This is a genomic window from Janthinobacterium sp. JF4 (assembly GCF_059617925.1).
Map to the genome: position 1 here is coordinate 66,000 of NZ_JCAQAV010000018.1, position 18,287 is coordinate 84,286.

The following is an 18,287-nucleotide window of genomic DNA, read 5'->3' on the forward strand; positions in this document are numbered from 1 at the left end:
GGCCGCCAGCAACTGGCAGCAGCCCGACAGCTTTATTGGCGACAATATCTCGTTCCGCCCCTACGCCCAGGACGCGCTGCGGGGCACGCCAGGCCGCTTCTATGGCGTCGGCACGACGCGGCTGGAGCCCGGTTACTTCTTTGCCCACGGCATTTACCAGAATGGCCACATGCTGGGCCTGGCAACGGTGAAGGTGAACCTGGAAACCCTGGAAAAACGCTGGGTGCAGGGCGCCGACAAGGTGATGCTGGCCGACGAGCACGGCGTGATCTTCCTCAGTTCCATGGCGGACTGGAAGTACAAGACCCTGGCGCCGCTGTCGCCCGCGATCGTCGAAGAGCTCAACCGCACGCGCCAGTATTACTCAAAACAGCTGGCAGCCATCCCCTTCGTCTCGGACCGCCAGCTGGGCAATGGGGCCCGCGTGATCAGCGTGCGCGAGCAGGAACATGCCGACACGCCACCGAAGATCAGTTCGAGCGTCATGACGCAGATCAAGCTCAAGTCGCCGCAAGGCTGGACTTTTATTTACCTGTCCGACCTGGCGCAGGCCAAGGCCAGCGCGCGCGCGGCGGCTGCCTTCTCTTGCGTGCTGCTGGGCTTTTTCATGCTGCTGTTCTTTTACCTGCGCCAGCGCCGCGCGGCCGTGGCGCAAAAATTGCGCGCCCGCGAAGATCTGCAACATGCCTACGACAACCTGGAAGCCATGGTCGAGGAGCGCACCTCGGAACTCAATGCCATGACGCAAAGCCTGAGCCAGGAAATCGACGTGCGCAGCAAGGCCGAGCAGAAACTCCACATCACGCAGAACGAACTGTTTCAAGCAGGTAAGATGGCCGTGCTGGGACAAATGTCCGCCAGCATCACGCATGAACTCAACCAGCCACTGACGGCGCTGCGCACCATGTCCGACAATGCCGTCATCCTGCTGGAACGGGGACGGCTCGACGATGCGCGACGCAACCTGGCGAAGATCTCGCAAATTGCGGCCAGGATGGGGACCATTACGGGTCAATTGAAGATTTTTGCGCGCAAGTCGACGACCAGCCTGACCTCCGTCTCGATTCCCACGGCGATCAGCAATGCCCTGTTCCTGGTCGAACGCCGGCTGCAGGTGGAAAATGTGCGTTTCACCCTGCAACTACCGCCCGAAGACATCTTCGCCATGTGCGAAAGCAACCGCCTGGAGCAGGTGCTGGTGAACCTGTATGCGAATGCACTCGACGCCATGAACGGCAGCGACGTGCGCAGCCTGCGCGTGTCCGTCGCATGCACGCCGGAGCATGTGCTGATCCATGTGGCCGACACGGGGCCGGGCCTGTCGACGGAAGTGTGCGAACACCTGTTTGAACCGTTCTTCACAACAAAACCGCAAGGCCTGGGACTGGGCCTGGGGCTGGCCATTTCCGAACAGATCACGCGCCAGTTCGGTGGCGTGCTGCGCGCCGAGAACGCCCCCGGTGGCGGCGCCATCTTCACCATCGAACTACAGATTGCAACGCAGGAGGAAAAACATGTTTGACGGCTTGAAGGTCTTGCTGGTCGAGGACGACCCCACCGTACGCGAAGGCAGCGAACAGGCACTGCAGTTGGCCGGCCTGGACGTGCTGGCGTTTCACTCGGCCGAGCTGGCCTATAAACTGCTGACGCCGGATTTCCCCGGCATCGTCGTGAGCGACGTGCGCCTGCCCGGCATGAGCGGCCTGGAATTGCTGCAAGCGGTCAAGACGCTCGATGCCAACCTGCCCGTGATCCTCGTCACGGGCCACGGCGACATCACGATGGCCGTGCACGCCATGCGCACAGGCGCCTACGATTTCATCGAAAAGCCGTATTCGTCCGAGCAACTGGTCGACGTCATCCTGCGCGCGCTGGAAACGCGGCGCCTGACCCTGGAAGTGCACAGCCTGCGCCGCCAGCTCGAAGACGGCGGCGGCATCGAAGCGCGCTTACTGGGCAATTCCGTGGCGATGCGCGACATACGGCGTTTGATCCTCGACGTTGCCGACGAACCGGCCGACGTGCTGATCTATGGCGACACGGGCACGGGCAAGGAAATGGTGGCCCGCTGCCTGCACGACTTCAGCCACCGCCGCAAGCACAACTTCGTTGCCGTCAACTGCGGCGCGATTCCTGAAAGCATATTTGAAAGCGAAGTCTTCGGCCATGAACCGGGCGCATTCACGGGCGCAGCCAAGCGGCAGGTGGGCAAGATCGAGCACGCGGATCAAGGTACTTTTTTCCTCGATGAAATCGAAAGCCTGCCCCTGTCCCTGCAAGTCAAATTGCTGCGCGTGCTGCAGGAACGCTATATCGAGCGCCTGGGCTCGAACGTGCCCACGCCCGTCGACGTGCGCGTCATCGCGGCGGCCAAGCTGGACCTGGAAGACTTGTCGCAGCAACAGAAATTCCGCAGCGACCTGTACTACCGCCTGAATCTGATCGTGCTGCATCTGCCGCCGCTGCGCGAACGGCGCGAGGATATTCCCATCCTGTTCGAGCACTTCGTGCTGGCCGCCGCCGCCCGCTACAACCGCGCCGCGCCCGTCGTCTCCAGCGCGCAGATGCGCAACCTGATGGCCCATTCCTGGCCCGGCAATGTGCGCGAACTGCGCAATATCGCCGACCGTTTCGTGCTGGGCATCGCCGGTGGCGCCTCGAGCCTGCTGGCGGCCGGACTGGCCAGTCCCCTGTCGCTGGCGGAACAGGTCAACGGCTTCGAACGCGCGCTGATCGAACAGGAACTGCGCGCCTATTCCGGTAACGTCAGCGAGGTGAGTGCAGTGCTCGGTTTGCCGAAACAGACCTTGTATCACAAGATGCAGAAATACAACCTGGTGGCGGAAGAGTTCAGGTAGGCACGCCAACACGGCCCGTGCGCAAGGGCACGACCCAGTCGGGCCTGCCGTTCGCCAGCGCCAGCAGCGCCGCCTTTTCCCAGTCATATTCCACGGCGTGCAACTGCGCCGTCCAGGTACCATCGGCGTCCTGTTCAGCGATGGCATAACGCGCATGCGGCGTGCCGTTTTCCATCACGTGCGGATAGCCATGGTCGTCGTCGTAGGCCTGCAAGCCAACACTGCCCGGATTGACGATCAGCCGCCCATCGGGCAGGCGCACCTGGCGCGGCATGTGCGTGTGGCCGCACAGGATCAAGGCCGCGTCCGTCGTCCCTGTGCGTTCGGCCACCTCCTGCGGCGTGGCGGCGCGGCTGCCTTGCGGCGTGACGCTGTCAAGAAAATACACGAGGTCGCTGCTGGGCGTGCCATGCACGAGCAGCACGTCCTGCCGCAGGCGCAAGGTGGCGGGTAGCGCCGCGATCCAATCGAGTTGCTGCGGCGGCAGTTGCGCGCGCGCATAGGCGTCCGAGACGCCCATGCGGGCCGGGTCGCCCAGCAGCTGGCGCTCATGGTTGCCGCGAATGGTGGGCAAGTCGAGCGCCATCAGGCGGGCCGCCGTGGCGCTCGGCTGCAGATGGCCCGAGACGATATCGCCCAGGTTGACGGTGACGTCCACGTTACGCCGGGCGATGTCGGCCAGCACGGCGTCGAGCGCGTCCAGGTTGCCGTGGATATCGGATATGGCAGCGATTCTCATGCGGTGTCTCCTTTTCGTGCCCACCATTCTGCCCGCGTCCCGCGTTGCAGGCAATGCCGGTGTGCGTACCAGCCGTTACACACGGTAGGACAAATCCGACGGTAATTTGCGACGTGCGGCTACGTGATCTAAATGTCACAGTTGCTACCATTTCCTCATTGCATTACCGCATCACGCCAGCCGCCCTGACGTCGCGGCAGTTTTCACTTTATCCTGAGGAGTAGCCCCATGTTTGCCATGTCCGTGTCCACCCGCCTGTCCCCGCCACGCCCGCACCACCTCGCCTTGCGCGGCGCCATGATGCTGGGCGTGCTGGGCATTGCCACGGCGGCGGCCACGGCGCGGGCCGAACCGTCGCCCACGCTGGACCGTGTGTCAGCCTCTCGGTGGGCGCGTTTTCCGCCGATCCGCGCATCAATATCGGCGCCGACACGCAGTTTGGCCGCATCGACGCGCCCGAATCGAAGCAAAGCCGCACGACCATCCCGCGCGTGAAGGCGGACTTGCTGATCGGCGACCGCCACGGCCTGGCATTCGACTACTACCGCTACGACAAATCCTACACGCCAAGCCTGACGGGCGAAACCCTCATCAATGGCCAGCCCGTCACGGGCACGGCCACGGCGAACGCCGATCTGAAGCTGGACCTGGCCAAGCTGGCCTATAAATGGTGGCTGGGCAGCGGCAACGACACCTTCGGCATCGGCCTGGGCGCCGCCTACTACCACGCCGGCCTGAACGGCACGGCCACCGGCGTCGTCAACGGCGAAACGGCCACGGCGCGCGATTCCATCAGCGAGCACGCGTTTGCGCCGCTGCTGGAAGTGGGCTGGCGCCACGCCTTCACGCCGGACTTGCGCATGTATGCGGAAGCGTCGGGCATCAAGAAAAATGGCGGACGCATCAATGGCCACATCTACGGCGGCAATATCGGCGTGGAATGGTTTCCGTTCAAAAACATCGGCTTCGTGGCCGATTACGGCATGTCGAAAATCAAGCTGCACCGCGACAGCGAACGCGATGCCGACCTGAACATCCGCCTGACGGGACCGTCGGCGTATGTGAAAGTGCGCTTCTGAACGCGCTCAAGGCGCCGGTTTCAGCAAGGTCAGCTGGAACTGCGGCAAGTCCGGATCGTCGTACGCCTCGACCCCGGCAAACGGCAGGCGCGCAAACGCCTGCCGCCAGAACGCACAGGCAGCGGCATCGTCGCGAAACGTCGCCACCAGCCACGTCTGCGCGCTGTCCAGCAGCACCCTGCGCACCACTTCCAGCGCCACGCCCCGGCGCCGGTATTTCTTCAAAATGAAAAAGTCGCTGAACTCGTGCACGGCCAGCTCACCCGCCATGCCAGGCTCCGTAATGAAAAAGCCGGCCAACTCTCCATCGACCACGATCCAGCTGGCCGTGTGGCCCGCTGCATGCACATACGACGCCAGCCCCGCATCGCACACATCATAGCGGCCATCGGCCAGCAGCGCCTCGCCGCTCCAGGCCGAATTATCGTAGCAATACAGCTGGAACAGCTGCGCCAATGCGCCCTCTTCGCCAGGGGCAATGGCGCGCAATGTCATGTTCTGTAGTACCGGCATAGTCCCGTCTTTCCGCCACCTGGCGTCGCTGAGTTGGCGAGTCTAGCACCACGTCACTCATCTGTCTCTCCTGTCTTTCAGCCCTGCATTTCCACCGTTGGTCGCAAAAAAGATTACTTTTTCGCAATTGCCTATATATTATTTTCTCCAAGCAACGTCCGCCATCGCGGCTGAAAAACAAGGGTGATCCCCTTTTACAGACCGGCAGGCTGCCGTCTGCCGGCTTTTAGACCCAAGCTCTGGAGAGTGCTGCACATGCTATCGATCAAACAGCGGAACAAAACAGATGCCAATGGTGACGGTCACGGTGAAGGAAAAACCGTTTGAGGCGGGTGTCGATCCGTACAACAAGATGATCGACCATGTCTCGCGCGATCACCGCAAGGAAGTCAGTTTCAAATCAGGCTTGCTGCAACGCACTTGATGCAACGCAAACCGGCCGCGCTTTCGATACGTGCGCGGCCGGTTTTGTTATGCAAGATCAATGCATCAACGGTACACAAGACCACCATCGATCAGCGGCGCCTGGCCCGTCATGTAATCCGCATCTGGCCCTGCCAGGAAGGAGACGAGGCCCGCCACGTCGTCCGGCGTCTCGGCACGTCCCAGCGCGATGCCATCCACGAATTTTTTATACGTCGCGCCCAGCTCGGCGCCCGTCACTTCGGCCATGCGCTTGTCGATCTCGACCCACATGTCCGTGCCGACGACGCCGGGGCAATATGCATTGACGGTGATGCCGTCAGCCGCCAGTTCCTTGGCCGCCGCCTGCGTCAGCGCGCGCACGGCAAACTTGGTGGCGCAATACACGCCCAGCAACGCAAAGCCGTCATGCCCGGCAATGGAACAGGCATTGATGATCTTGCCCTTCTGCTTGCGCTGCTTGAAGGTCTTGGCGGCCGCCTGGATGCCCCACAGGGTACCTTGCACATTGATGCGCATGATGCGATCGACCTCTTCTGGCGTCACATCGAGCAGCGGCTGCACTTGCGCGATGCCGGCGTTGTTGACGATGATGTCGAAGCCACCCAGTTCCTTCTCGGCAAACGCCACCGCCTCGGTCACCTGATCCAGTTGCGACACATCGGCAATGAAGGTGACGGCGCGGCGCCCCAGCGCGCGCACTTCGGCGGCGGCCGTGTCCAGTTTTTCCTGGTTCAGGTCGACCAGCGCGATATCGGCGCCATCCTTGGCCAAGCGCAAGGCGATGGCCTTGCCGATGCCTTGCGCGGCACCTGTGACCAGTGCGACTTTTCCGGAGATACCCATGCTGCGTTCCTTTCAGTGTAGGGAGAAGAGCTGCAAAACCAGTCCGACGCCACGGCGTCCGCGGCCAGTTCCGCATCGAAGAGACGCTTCAGCCTACCTGAAATCTCTATTTGGCCGCGTCTTGAAACGTGCGCAGCGAAAAAAACTACCTAGGTCAAGAAAGGTGAAAAAAACCGTGCCCGGCCATGCCATATCGGCGCTGTCGTACGGGCAACTGGCGACCGCTGGCGTAAGATGGGCGGCGTCGCCATTGACTGGTTTTGATCCACATCCCAAGGGGAACTCGCATGCTGCACCGTCCATCGTCCATCCGCACCTGCCTGCTGCTGGCAGCACTCTTTTTGACCACGCCCGCCTGGAGCGCTGACCCTGTCCATAAGGAAAACGTGGAATTGATTGCGGGCAAAACCGCACATAGCGCGAAGGGCAAGATCAAGGGCTACGCGACGGCCGAATACACGCTGTCAGGCAAGGCGGGCCAGACCCTCAGCGTCAAGCTGAAAACCAATCAGCCATCGAACTACTTCAACATCCGCCAGCAGGGCCAGGATGAAGCCCTGTTCATCGGCTCGACCAGCGGCAACAGTTACCAGGCAAAATTGCCGGCCGATGGCGAGTACACGGTGCAGGTGTATTTGATGCGCAATGCGGCGCGGCGCAATGCGGTAGCGAATTACAGCCTGGCAATGAGCATCAAAGAAGCCGCATCGCATTGATCCACATCACGCCGGCTTGCTGCCAGCCGAGTATTTGCTGGCGGCGATCGCCAGGCACGCGGCCAGCAAGAGGATGGCGGCCAGGACAAATGCCGCACCGCTGTCGTGGCTGGCAGGATCAACGGCGACCAGCATGGCGAACAGTGCCGGTGTCGCCAGCCCCGCCAGGCTGCCGGCACTCTTGACGGCGCCCTGCAGCCAGCCCTGCTGCCGCGCCGATACGGCGCTGGTCAGCAGACCCTGCAATGCCGGGTTGGCCATTTCTCCCACGCCGAGCAAAAAAATGGCCAGGTAAGCACCAGCCGACTGGCGCGACAGGGCAAGGCACAGGAAGCCTGTACAGCAGCCGGCATAGGCCAGCATGGCCGTGCGCCGCAGGCCGTATCGCGCCATCAGAAAGGGCGCACATTTCAGTTGCGCCACGCCGCCCCAGCCTGCCAGCACGGCAAGCATCAAGCCGACCTGGGTGGAGTCCCAGCCATACCGCTGTTGCGTGTAAAACACGAACGCTACGGAAATCGACCAATGCGCGCTGGCCACCAGCAAATACGCAAGGGTCAGGAAGCGCAGTTCGGGACGCCTGGCCAGCTCGAACACGGCACCGAACGGATTGCTCATGCGCCAGCTGACGGGAACGCGCTTGTCCTGCGGCAAAGATTCGGGCAAGACCAGCACGCCGTACAGGAGATTACCGAGCGACAACCAGCCGGCAAGGTAGAAGGGCAGGCGCACGTCGATATTGCCCAGCCAGCCGCCCAGGGCCGGCCCGGCCACCAGTCCCATGCTGTACGCCGCCCCCATCGAGGCAAAGGCGCGGGTGCGCGCGGCGCCCTCGGAACAGTCGGCAATAAATGCATAGGCGATGCCAAAGCTGGAGGCGGTGATGCCGCACAAGATACGCCCCAGTACCAATTGGGCCAGCGTTTCAGTGTCCGCCAGACAGAAAAAATACACGGCCACGCCCAGGTTCGACAGCAGCAGCAGGGGGCGCCGGCCAAAGCGGTCCGACAATGCCCCCAGCAGTGGCAAGGCAAACATTTGCGACAGCGAAAACAACATCCCCAGATAACCGAGCCATAACACAGGCTGGGCGGGACTGTCCGTCAATTGCAGCAACAGGCGCGGCAAGACGGGGGCCACCAGTCCCGCGCACAGGACGTCGATCAGGACGGTCATGAAGACCAGCGGAAAACCGAATAGCTGTACCGACCGACCCTGCACCGTGCGCATCAACACAGTGCCAGCCGCCTCAGGCGGCAAGCGCTGGTGTGCCACTCTTCCATTCCGCCGGTGCATGCAAGGCAAACCCGTCGAGCAAGGGTCCGCCATACGGCTGCAGAGCAAGCGCGACCAGGCCGCCAAACGCCTGCTTGCCGGCGGGTGGGTCGAGCAGGATCGCGCGCATGGCGGCATGCAGGTCATCTGCAATCGACGGGCTATAGGCCCTGAGCCGGCGCGCCAGATGCTTGCCGACGCCGCTCCATGCCCCCCCGGCCCGCAGCACGAAATTGGCCAACACATCGTACAGCTTGGTGGCGATCGCCAGTGTTTCCTCGGCTACCGTACTGTCAACCAGGTCTTCCAGCAAGGTCGTGATTTCATAGCGCCGGCTGGCCAGGGCATCGGGCGTCAGCGCCGGCGGGCCTTCGTCGTAAATCGCTTGCGCCAGCTGGTACAGGGCGGCGGACGCGCCCGTCTGCGGCAAGAGATTCTTGCCCTCGATGACCATCATCGCCATCGGTATCCGGCCACCGGGGCGATCCATCTTGCGGCAAAAGTAATCGAAGGAGCGCAAGTCATGGCCATACAATTCCACCGTCTGCTGGCCCAGCTTGAGCGTCTCGCGCCAGGCATGCGGCACATTCTCGAACAGGAGCAGAAGATCGATATCCGAGGTAGCCGTTCCCTGGCCGCGCGCGATGGAACCGCCGATGATCGCCGCCTTGACATGCGGATAGGCGGGCAGGATGTGTTGTTCCACCAAATGGCGGGCTGCGTCGAAATTCATTCCATCATCCCCTGCAGATCAGGTAACTCCACCGCTTGCGAACGGCCCCGCTGGCGCTCGATTTCCGGCGCGCTGAAACCGACATACTGGCGCGCGGCGGCATTGAAAAACCGCCCGCCGATCACGCTCACCTTGGACGACTCTTCCAGCGTGCGCAGGCGCTGCACGGCCTGCGCACCGAGCAGGGTGTGAAAACTGGCCAGGCCATTCTTCACGTGGTTGACCTCGTCGATATAAATGCATTCATGCAACAGGGATATATCGGCGCGCCCGATGGCACGGTACAGCTCGGCATAGTACAGGTCGGCGCCCAGCGAAAAACCTTCGCCGATCACCTGCTCGAGGCCGATGCAGTCGGCCGCATTCTGGGCCGCCCGGCAACTTTTCCAGATGCCCAGGGACACCGGCGTTTCGCCGATGCTGCCCCCTTCGTTCGCCAATGCGCCCAGCAGCAGCTGCGCGTGGCGGTATTCTTCCGCGCACTGCAAGGTCAGCGATTCGGCCACGTCGCCCGGCAACTCCGGGAATCGCAGCACCAGCATGGCGCACACTTCGCCGGCGCACACTTCCACATTGAAAATCTGCTGGTGCAATTTCCTGCGCGGATAATCGCGGTCCAGCTCATAGCGCACGTAGTCGACGATCTCCAGCTGTTCGGGGCGCCCGGGCAGCTCGGGACAATCCCACAGGGCCGGCAGCACCTGGCCTTCGAGGCGCTGGCAGCCGCTCTGCATGGCAGGCAGGAGCCACAGGACTTTCTGTGCCGCCAGTTCGCTCTTGGCCCACAGGCCAAGCGAGGCGAGCGCCTGCATGCTGTGCCGGAGGGTGGCGAAATGCGCGTCGATGTGCACGCCCTCGTCCGCGCAACGCGGATTGCCGGGTGCCGCGCCCAGGGCAAAACTCTGGCAGCAATCCTGTACCGTCGACAGCGCCTGCTGCGCCGCATGCAAGGTCATGGACCAAGCGATCTTGCCAGCCACCTCGCGCTCCGTGATCAGCGCGTGCGCCGAGGCGTTTCTGATGGCCGTGAGGGCGTGGGCGGCGGCAGCCAGGTGTGCCGTGTGTTCTTTGATGACGGACATATCATTCCCAACGGTAGATAGTGGAGTAGCAACAACATCTGAACAACCGTGGTGCGCGGCAATGCAAAGGAAACCCAGGGGCAAGGCGCGCCAGCGGTTGCTCGGCAGGCTAAGTAACCCCCAATAAATTATTGTGATTTCTGACTTCCATAACCGGCGCTCTGCGGCGTTGCCCGCTGCTAGCAGTGCTCGCACTGCGTCGCAGCGGGCGCCTTGCATAGCATCCGGTTCTGTTCGTCATAAATTCATAATAATTTCCAGAGGATTACTTAGGCGGTGGTGCGCAACATCCTGAGGAAGCGTTCCCGCAGCGCCCAGTTCACTGGCTCGAGCGTCTCATAGCCCAGCACCTCATCCACAGGGAACACCGTCTCGCCGGCAGAACCTTCCTTTGCCGCCCAGCGCAACATTTTCTCGGGCAGGCCGGGAAAAGCCGATGCCATCCAGTACGCCATCGAATAGTACGCGTTGCGTCCCTCCGCATAGCCCGGATAACGGTCTGCGTAATTCGAAAATGAATACGTGGGGAAGCAGCCGTCGATAATTTTCTTGGGCGTCATCCACAGGGGATAGACCAGGGTGACGTCGCCAATCGGACGGGCCGGCAGGGGCAATAGACGGCGTTCCGTCGCCATGATCGCGAACATCTCACCGAGCAAGTCTTCGAAATTCAGGCCGGTGGCGATAAATTTCGCGTCCAGCGATTTGGCCACGCTCGTCAGTACGCGCCGGATGATCAGGGTGCCAAGAAACTCAAAGTCATCGTCCGGAAATTCCCGGGCAAACCGGTCCGTGATGCCCAGGCCGCCAGCGCTGGCGCCGAGTATCGCTTTCGATTCTTCTTCCGATACCACGGTCAGCGGCAAATTGTAGGCCTGCGCCAGCTCGCGCGCGCGCGGAACGCCAGAATTCCACTCGCCCGGTCCTTCGATAATGACCGGATGGATGTCAATTGGAAACTCGTCAAATTGCGACAAGGCATACAGCAAGGCATTGCTGTCGCCTCCGCCACTCACGCCGACCACCAGCTTGTCGCCAGGCGCCAGGGTGTCGCGCAGCGTTTGTGCCACGGCATCGCGCACGGCCAGCTTGCACTCATTCGACGAGAGGCGTTTCAGGATATTCGGGCCGCCCTTTGCCGCGCCGTTGGCATAGATATATTCGGCAACGGCTTCTTCATTGTTGGCTGGCGGGGAGACCTGCAAGGTGTTGTTGGTATGCAGGAAAGGATCAATATTTCTTTGAAAAAATGCAAACACTTGCCGGTCCGGCGGGATCGCGCTGCCAGTTTCACTCAAGCAAGGAAAAAGGCTATAGGCGCCAGATGGATCGCGCAGATAGGTCGCCACCGCCGTCCAAGGCACATGATTGCGCGCCAGGGCATCGAGCACGCGCTCATCCTCACCGATGTCAAAACTGGATGTTCCATGGGTCGTTACTACAATTAATTCTCGATTCATTGAGCCTCCCTCGGATAAAGCCCAAGGTGGGCTAGCGGCTAGCACCACCTTGGGCACAGTCAGTGATTACATCGACGACAGCACGGTGCTCGGGCCGACGATGCACTCGAGGTTGTTGCGCGAACATTTCGGAGCGGCGCCGTGCATGCGGCTGTTTTCCAGCGCGGCAATATCCAGTGCGGCAACGGCGACATTGCTTGCAGGGGCGATGTCGCGGCTGGCGCGTTTCAGGGAATAGCCAGAGGTGTTGAAAGACCCGGTACCATGAACCACTTGAGTGTTACTAATCATAAGTTTCTCCTTGAGTGATGGACCTGCGCTCGGAACCGCAATAAATGCACAATTCCGGCCACCGGCAAAGGGCGGCGTAGATTATTTTATAAGCTTTCATCTACGACATTCTCTCGTTTTGTCACCACTCGACAGTAAACTGTATCGACAACGGTTTTTCTCCATCAGGAAAATATTGCGTCCCTGTCTGTGCGCTGGACGTGCCCGCCCGCGCATCGCAAAGAAAAATGCCCTGCAAATCAAATACTTGCAGGGCATTTCGGTTAAAACGAGGTGTTCGGATTAACATGGTTATCGCTACTAAGTGTTGATAGTTTGCGGTGAGTAAGTGAAATCGACCAATTTCAGCAGAAATTTAGAAGTTGAATGTTGGTACTCAAGGTGTCTGAAGGCCCCGCTGAGAACGTGATGGCGTTATGCAGGTCGGAAGGGACTTGTCCTCTTCCGCTTTGTCGGCCCGGACTGAAATCGGGCTTGGTCGAAGCCGACGCGCTGGGTCAAGAGTTCCTCGTTGTCGATACGCTCGGCCAGGCTCATGATGTCGCCCTTCGACACGCCGGCGTGCTCGAAGTGCTCCTGCCAAGTGTTCACAATATCAATGACGGCGACAACTTCGGCCGCCGCCTCCCTGGGTAGCAGGCCAAATGCATCGCACTGCGACATCGCGTTTTCGAGGGTAGAATCTCGGCCATAGGCGCCGCAGATAAACTCTTGGAACCCCTGCCCCGAGTTTGTAGGAAGGACATCATAAGCCGGCGCCAGCTTCAGGCGGCCATTCCCAAGCGGGTTCACGACCAGCAGGGAGTGGTTCTTCTCGTGGTCATCGGTGTTGTCGACCAAGATATTGAAGACCATGCGACGAAAAAGCTCGCGTGCATCCCTCTGGTTGATGTCGTCTTGCGTGATGCCGACACGGCGGAGAATACGCGCTAGCTGGGGATACCCCATTTCTGGCTCTTCGCCGGATGTAGTAGCCGCGCGAATGGCGGTACCCGCTGAAATGCTGTGAATCCGCCGGCCCGGTTCGCGGTCGAAGCGACGGACAGCGATAGCGTTAGCGCCGGCAAGGGAGATGACCTGAGTCTCGGCCGTGGTGATACCCGCGCGCTTCGCAAGCGTCATCGTCGCATGCTCGATGAGCGGCGTGTCGACGGGCTCTCCGTTAAAAAACTTGATGACCCACTGCTCGTCACCGATTTCGATAAGTGCCTTTGGCTTCGCTCCGCCGAGGCTGCTGCCAGCGCGGATAATCTTCGCCTCCAACGCGCTGATGGGCTCCGCGGCCTCAATCTTTGCCGCTACCTCACTGAGCTGTTGTACATCAACGAGCCGAGGAAGTGGGCTCGCGGCTTCCGGACTGTAGGTACTCGACGACGTAGAGACTCCGAGCGCGCCGAATCGGTCATCACCGGCGTAATACAGGTACTCCATCAAGGAGAGGCGCTTAGGTTTGACCACGAAGCGAATGACCTTCTCGCCCCAGCGGTCCGGTCGCGCGTCATCGACCGCGCCGACGGCGCGCGGCGCATCGGCCGCCAAGCGGCCAGGTGGCAAGGCCTCGTTGTCGATGAGCGGCAAGTCTTCGCTCAGTGCGAAGCCATTGGTCAGCCAATCTTTCCCGTAATGCAATGAAACGCCTTTGCCTGCGGAGACCAGCTTTAATTTCCCGATGTAGCACGGTGCGACGGGGTCAGCCAAGTACCAAAGGTACAAGTCGTCTAAACGCATCTCAACCTTTCGTCCAGTTTGCGCTTATGCGTGCTTCCGCAGAGGCTTGAGCGCGCGTGCGACCTAGTTCAACGGCTTCACGGACATCCATTTCTATGGCGCCTTGGTCGTGTTCGGGCGCCGCGAGATTTGCCAGCTCGCTGTCGCGCTTGATGAGCCAGAGCGCGGTCGCCACGATGCCGACCCCAACAGCCGGGTCACCGGCTTCTAGCCGCTGCAGCGTAGGCACAGAAACCCCCATACGCTGTGCCCAGGTCTTCAAGGACTCCTTGCGGCGCAAGCGGGCTACCGCCAGGTCGGCACCGAGCTTTTCGATAGCGGCGGCAGTTGCTGGCGGAAGTTGCAGTAGGGCACGGGAAGTTTTTGGCATACATATAGAATAGTATGAAACAGCCATATCCGTCAACATCTATATGTACAAATACCGATAAACGAGGGAGCAAGCGAGTACACGTCTGCGCGTGTGGCAGTGTCAACTACAAAGCGACATGGATGATTAAGCGCTTCAGAAAAAGTTCGACTTCCATCGCAAGTGGGCTCCACAGGCAGTAAAAGCGAAACGACTTTTCTGCACACAGACGCCTTCGGGTGACCGGAATCAGTATCGAGCAGCATCGGCAAACGTTCGCCGTCCTGGCAGACCACCGTCTTTAGAGCGTACTTTGCACACATTTTTATTTACACTTCCGAAAGTTCTCCCCTTCCGAAAAATTACACTATGGCAAATAACGTGGAAACAAGAAAAAAGGCCCGCAGTATCTCGGCTGCAGGCCTTTTGTTTACGAATTAAGGAAAGTGCCTATTAAAAGGGGATGTCGTCATCCATATCCGAGAAGTTCGGTGCGGGCTTCGGTGCCGGGCGTGGCGCCGGTGCCGGGGCTGGGCGCGGAGCCGGTGCCTGGCGCGGGGCCGGGGCTTCGTAGCCGCCACCACCACCGTAGCTGTCATCGCCACCGCCGGCGTCGCCGCCCATGCCGGAGCGGCCACCCAGCATTTGCATCTGTTCCGCGATGATGTCGGTTGCGTACTTCTCGACGCCGTCCTTGTCCGTGTATTTACGGGTTTGCAGACGGCCTTCGACGTAGACGGACGAACCTTTTTTCAGGTATTGGCCGACGATTTCCGCCAGGCGGCCGAAGAACGAGATACGGTGCCACTCTGTCAATTCTTTTTGTTCGCCCGTGTTGCGGTCCTTCGATTTGTACGAAGTGGCCACGGCGATGTTGGCGATCGCGTCGCCGCTAGGCATGTAGCGGATTTCCGGGTCACGGCCCAGATTGCCGACGATGATGACTTTGTTGACTGATGCCATGAATAACTCCTGATGAACTGCAGCGGGAGCCGGTGTCCCGCGCGTTAGTTTAGTGTGCTAAACGAGGATTATAAGCGACCACGCGGTGCAAAGCACCCGCTTTCTGGCGGACGCCATCTCCCGCGCGGCAGCCCGTTTTTTTCACGGCAGGTGAAAACAAGAAACTTGAATACTGTTATTATATACAGTACTTAAACGTCTGCACGCATCTGCATCAAACTTTGTCAGGGCACGTTCGCCCGGCGGCGCAATCCGCCCATGGACGCCTCAGGCATGCAGAACAAAACCCGGCTATAGTAACAGGTTGACCCGTTGTGGCTCCCCATCTGCACCCAGGCACAATGCGCCGGCCGCACCACTCACTGAAAGCAAGGCAATCACATGGAACAGATCCGCATTCGCGGCGCTCGCACGCATAACCTCAAGAACATCAATCTCGATTTGCCGCGCAATAAGCTGATCGTGATTACCGGCTTGTCCGGCTCCGGCAAGTCTTCGCTGGCCTTCGACACCCTGTACGCGGAAGGCCAGCGCCGCTATGTCGAGTCGCTGTCGGCGTATGCGCGCCAGTTCCTGCAATTGATGGAAAAGCCCGATGTCGACCTGATCGAGGGCTTATCGCCCGCCATCTCCATCGAACAGAAGGCAACGTCGCACAACCCGCGTTCGACGGTCGGCACCGTGACGGAAATCCACGATTATCTGCGCCTGCTGTACGCGCGTGTCGGCACGCCCTACTGCCCCGACCACCCGGAAAACGCGCTGGCCGCCCAGTCCGTGTCGCAAATGGTCGACGCCGTGCTGGCCATGCCGGAAGACACCAAGCTGATGATACTCGCGCCCGTCGTCGCCAACCGCAAGGGCGAGCATGTCGACCTGTTCGAGCAGATGCAGGCGCAGGGCTTCGTGCGTTTCCGCGTGCAGAGCGGCACGCATGCGGCCAAGATCTATGAAGTCGATGACCTCCCGAAACTAAAGAAAACAGAAAAACACACGATCGACGTCGTCATCGACCGGGTCAAGGTGAACCAGGAAATCAAGCAGCGCCTGGCGGAAAGTTTCGAAACGGCCCTGCGCCTGGCCGATGGCCGCGCCATTGCCTATGAAATGGATACCGCCAAGGAACACGTGTACTCCAACAAGTTCGCCTGCAATGTGTGTGGCTATTCCCTGCAGGAACTGGAACCGCGTCTGTTCTCGTTCAATAACCCCATGGGTGCCTGCCCGGAATGCGACGGCCTGGGACACATCGAATTCTTTGACCCGAAACGCATCGTCGCGTTCCCGAACCTGTCGCTGGCGTCGGGTGCCGTCAAGGGCTGGGACCGCCGCAACCAGTTTTACTTCCAGATGCTGTCGAACCTGGCCGCGTATTACGAGTTCGACCTGGACATGCCGTTCGAGCAGCTGGCACTGAATGCCCAGCAAGCCGTGTTGTACGGTTCCGGAAAGCAAGTAATCCCGTTTACTTATGTCAACGAACGGGGCCGCACCGTCATCAAGGAACACACGTTCGAAGGCGTGGTCAACAATCTGCAGCGCCGCTACCGCGAGACGGACTCGATGGCCGTCAAGGAAGAACTGGCCAAGTTCATCAATGAAAAATGCTGCCCCTCATGCGATGGCGCGCGCCTGCGCGTGGAAGCGCGCTTCGTCAAGGTCGGCACGGGCAAGCAGCAGCGCGCCATCTATGAAGTGGCGGCAAAACCGCTGCGCGAGACGCTGGAGTTCTTTGAAAAGCTGAAACTGACGGGCGCCAAGAAAGAGATCGCCGACCGCGTGGTCAAGGAAATCATTTCGCGCCTGAAATTTCTCAACAACGTGGGCCTCGATTACCTGTCGCTGGACCGCAGCGCCGACACGCTCTCCGGCGGCGAAGCACAGCGCATCCGTTTGGCATCACAGATTGGCTCCGGTTTGACAGGCGTCATGTATGTGCTCGATGAACCGTCGATCGGCTTGCATCAGCGCGATAATGACCGCCTGATCGAAACCTTGAAACACTTGCGCGACATCGGCAACAGCGTACTGGTGGTCGAGCATGACGAAGACGCCATCCGCACGGCCGACTACATCGTCGACATGGGCATCGGCGCGGGCGTGCACGGCGGCGAAATCATCGCCGAAGGCACCTTGTCCGACATTCTCAAGAACAAGAAATCGCTGACGGCGCAATACCTGAACGGCAAGCTGAAGATCGCCGTGCCCGCCAAGCGCCACGCCAGCAATCCGGAAAAGCAGCTGGTGATCACTGGCGCGACGGGCAACAACCTGAAAAAGGTGTCGCTGAGCTTGCCGGTGGGCTTGATGACCTGCGTGACGGGCGTATCCGGCTCGGGCAAATCGTCGCTGGTCAACGATACCCTGTATCCAGCCCTGTCGCGTCATTTGTATGGTTCGCAAACGGAACCGGCGCCGCACGAATCGATCAGCGGGCTGGAGCATTTCGACAAGGTCATCTCCGTCGACCAGGCGCCGATCGGCCGCACGCCGCGCTCCAACCCCGCCACCTACACGGGCTTGTTTACGCCGATCCGCGACCTGTTCTCCACCGTGCCGACAGCCAAGGAACGGGGTTACAGCGCGGGCCGCTTCTCGTTCAACGTCAAGGGCGGACGCTGCGAAGCGTGCCAGGGCGATGGCGTGATCAAGGTCGAGATGCATTTCTTGCCCGACGTCTACGTGCCATGCGACGTGTGCCACGGCAAGCGCTACAACCGCGAGACGCTGGAAGTGCACTACAAGGGCAAGAACATCACGGAAGTGCTGGGCATGACGGTGGAAGAGGCGCACGAATTCTTCAAGCCGGTCCCCTTGATCGCGCGCAAGTTGCAAACCCTGCTCGACGTGGGCCTCGGCTACATCAAGCTGGGCCAGAGCGCCACCACCCTGTCCGGCGGCGAGGCGCAGCGCGTCAAACTGTCACTGGAACTGTCCAAGCGCGACACGGGCCGCACCCTGTACATCCTCGATGAACCGACCACGGGCCTGCACTTCCACGATATCGACTTGCTGCTGAAAGTCATCCACCGCCTGCGCGACCAGGGCAACACCCTCGTCATCATCGAGCACAACCTGGACGTCATCAAGACGGCCGACTGGATCGTCGACCTGGGCCCGGAAGGGGGCGCCGGCGGCGGGCAGATCATCGCCACGGGCACGCCGGAAGACGTGGCCCTGAACCCGGCCAGCGTGACGGGCAAGTACCTGGGGCCGCTGCTGAAGCAATAAA

17 protein-coding genes are annotated in these 18,287 nt (G+C 60.7%); 6 read left to right on the top strand and 11 right to left on the bottom strand.

The features are described 5' to 3' along the window. Positions 1 to 850 precede the first annotated feature (850 nt). Together AC54AF_RS15300 and AC54AF_RS15305 are read left to right on the top strand one after the other, a co-directional pair. Positions 851 to 1,522, top strand: a complete 672-nt coding sequence (locus tag AC54AF_RS15300; protein WP_496637232.1) for a sensor histidine kinase — start codon at positions 851 to 853, stop codon at positions 1,520 to 1,522. After that, entirely contained in the window at positions 1,515 to 2,858 is a 1,344-nt protein-coding gene (locus tag AC54AF_RS15305) for a sigma-54-dependent transcriptional regulator (RefSeq protein ID WP_077398169.1), read from the top strand. The genes AC54AF_RS15300 and AC54AF_RS15305 overlap by 8 nt, the downstream gene beginning before the upstream one ends. Here the strand turns inward: AC54AF_RS15305 and AC54AF_RS15310 are convergent. Then, complete coding sequence (locus tag AC54AF_RS15310) at positions 2,851 to 3,597, bottom strand: metallophosphoesterase family protein (RefSeq protein ID WP_131688869.1); 747 nt, start codon at positions 3,595 to 3,597, stop codon at positions 2,851 to 2,853. The two genes, AC54AF_RS15305 and AC54AF_RS15310, sit on opposite strands and share 8 nt — an antisense overlap. Positions 3,598 to 3,983: 386 nt before the next feature. On the opposite strand from AC54AF_RS15310, the gene AC54AF_RS15315 reads away from it, so the two are divergent. Further along, positions 3,984 to 4,676 carry a hypothetical protein gene (locus AC54AF_RS15315; RefSeq protein ID WP_496637216.1) on the top strand — a complete coding sequence of 231 codons (693 nt, stop codon included), beginning with the start codon at positions 3,984 to 3,986 and terminating at the stop codon, positions 4,674 to 4,676. 6 nt (positions 4,677 to 4,682) lie between these two features. Here the strand turns inward: AC54AF_RS15315 and AC54AF_RS15320 are convergent, their stop codons facing one another. Further along, positions 4,683 to 5,189: a GNAT family N-acetyltransferase gene (locus tag AC54AF_RS15320; RefSeq protein WP_496637217.1), complete on the bottom strand. Its 507-nt coding sequence runs from the start codon at positions 5,187 to 5,189 to the stop codon at positions 4,683 to 4,685. 286 nt (positions 5,190 to 5,475) lie between these two features. On the opposite strand from AC54AF_RS15320, the gene AC54AF_RS15325 reads away from it, so the two are divergent. Beyond that, a complete protein-coding gene (locus tag AC54AF_RS15325) occupies positions 5,476 to 5,613 on the top strand; it encodes a hypothetical protein (RefSeq protein WP_496637218.1) in 138 nt (45 codons plus the stop codon). Positions 5,614 to 5,678: 65 nt separating this feature from the next. On the opposite strand, the gene AC54AF_RS15330 is transcribed toward AC54AF_RS15325, so the two are convergent. After that, a complete protein-coding gene (locus tag AC54AF_RS15330; RefSeq protein ID WP_131688865.1) occupies positions 5,679 to 6,458 on the bottom strand; it encodes an acetoin reductase in 780 nt (259 codons plus the stop codon). 287 nt (positions 6,459 to 6,745) lie between these two features. Between AC54AF_RS15330 and AC54AF_RS15335 the strand changes: the two genes are divergently transcribed. Beyond that, on the top strand, positions 6,746 to 7,174 hold the full coding sequence (locus tag AC54AF_RS15335; RefSeq protein WP_496637219.1) for a hypothetical protein: 429 nt from the start codon (positions 6,746 to 6,748) through the stop codon (positions 7,172 to 7,174). A gap of 6 nt (positions 7,175 to 7,180) precedes the next feature. Here the strand turns inward: AC54AF_RS15335 and AC54AF_RS15340 are convergent, their stop codons facing one another. The 8 genes from AC54AF_RS15340 to ssb form a co-directional block, all read right to left on the bottom strand. Then, complete coding sequence (locus tag AC54AF_RS15340; RefSeq protein WP_496637220.1) at positions 7,181 to 8,350, bottom strand: MFS transporter; 1,170 nt, start codon at positions 8,348 to 8,350, stop codon at positions 7,181 to 7,183. 73 nt (positions 8,351 to 8,423) lie between these two features. After that, positions 8,424 to 9,182: a nucleotidyltransferase domain-containing protein gene (locus AC54AF_RS15345; protein ID WP_131688862.1), complete on the bottom strand. Its 759-nt coding sequence runs from the start codon at positions 9,180 to 9,182 to the stop codon at positions 8,424 to 8,426. Continuing rightward, a complete protein-coding gene (locus AC54AF_RS15350) occupies positions 9,179 to 10,264 on the bottom strand; it encodes a DUF455 family protein (RefSeq protein WP_496637221.1) in 1,086 nt (361 codons plus the stop codon). The genes AC54AF_RS15345 and AC54AF_RS15350 overlap by 4 nt, the downstream gene beginning before the upstream one ends. A 269-nt stretch (positions 10,265 to 10,533) precedes the next feature. Next, a complete protein-coding gene (locus AC54AF_RS15355; protein WP_496637222.1) occupies positions 10,534 to 11,724 on the bottom strand; it encodes a tRNA lysidine(34) synthetase in 1,191 nt (396 codons plus the stop codon). A 66-nt stretch (positions 11,725 to 11,790) separates the two neighbouring features. Beyond that, complete coding sequence (locus AC54AF_RS15360; protein ID WP_131688859.1) at positions 11,791 to 12,015, bottom strand: hypothetical protein; 225 nt, start codon at positions 12,013 to 12,015, stop codon at positions 11,791 to 11,793. Positions 12,016 to 12,429: 414 nt separating this feature from the next. Further along, the gene (locus tag AC54AF_RS15365; protein WP_496637223.1) at positions 12,430 to 13,743 is read right to left on the bottom strand and encodes a type II toxin-antitoxin system HipA family toxin; all 1,314 of its coding nucleotides are present in this window, start codon (positions 13,741 to 13,743) and stop codon (positions 12,430 to 12,432) included. A 1-nt stretch (position 13,744) separates the two neighbouring features. Continuing rightward, complete coding sequence (locus AC54AF_RS15370) at positions 13,745 to 14,005, bottom strand: XRE family transcriptional regulator (protein ID WP_496637224.1); 261 nt, start codon at positions 14,003 to 14,005, stop codon at positions 13,745 to 13,747. Between the two features lie 540 nt (positions 14,006 to 14,545). After that, a complete protein-coding gene (ssb, locus tag AC54AF_RS15375) occupies positions 14,546 to 15,055 on the bottom strand; it encodes a single-stranded DNA-binding protein (protein WP_034781209.1) in 510 nt (169 codons plus the stop codon). Positions 15,056 to 15,436: 381 nt separating this feature from the next. Between ssb and uvrA the strand changes: the two genes are divergently transcribed. Continuing rightward, positions 15,437 to 18,286, top strand: a complete 2,850-nt coding sequence (uvrA, locus tag AC54AF_RS15380; protein WP_496637225.1) for an excinuclease ABC subunit UvrA — start codon at positions 15,437 to 15,439, stop codon at positions 18,284 to 18,286. Position 18,287: the final 1 nt, after the last annotated feature.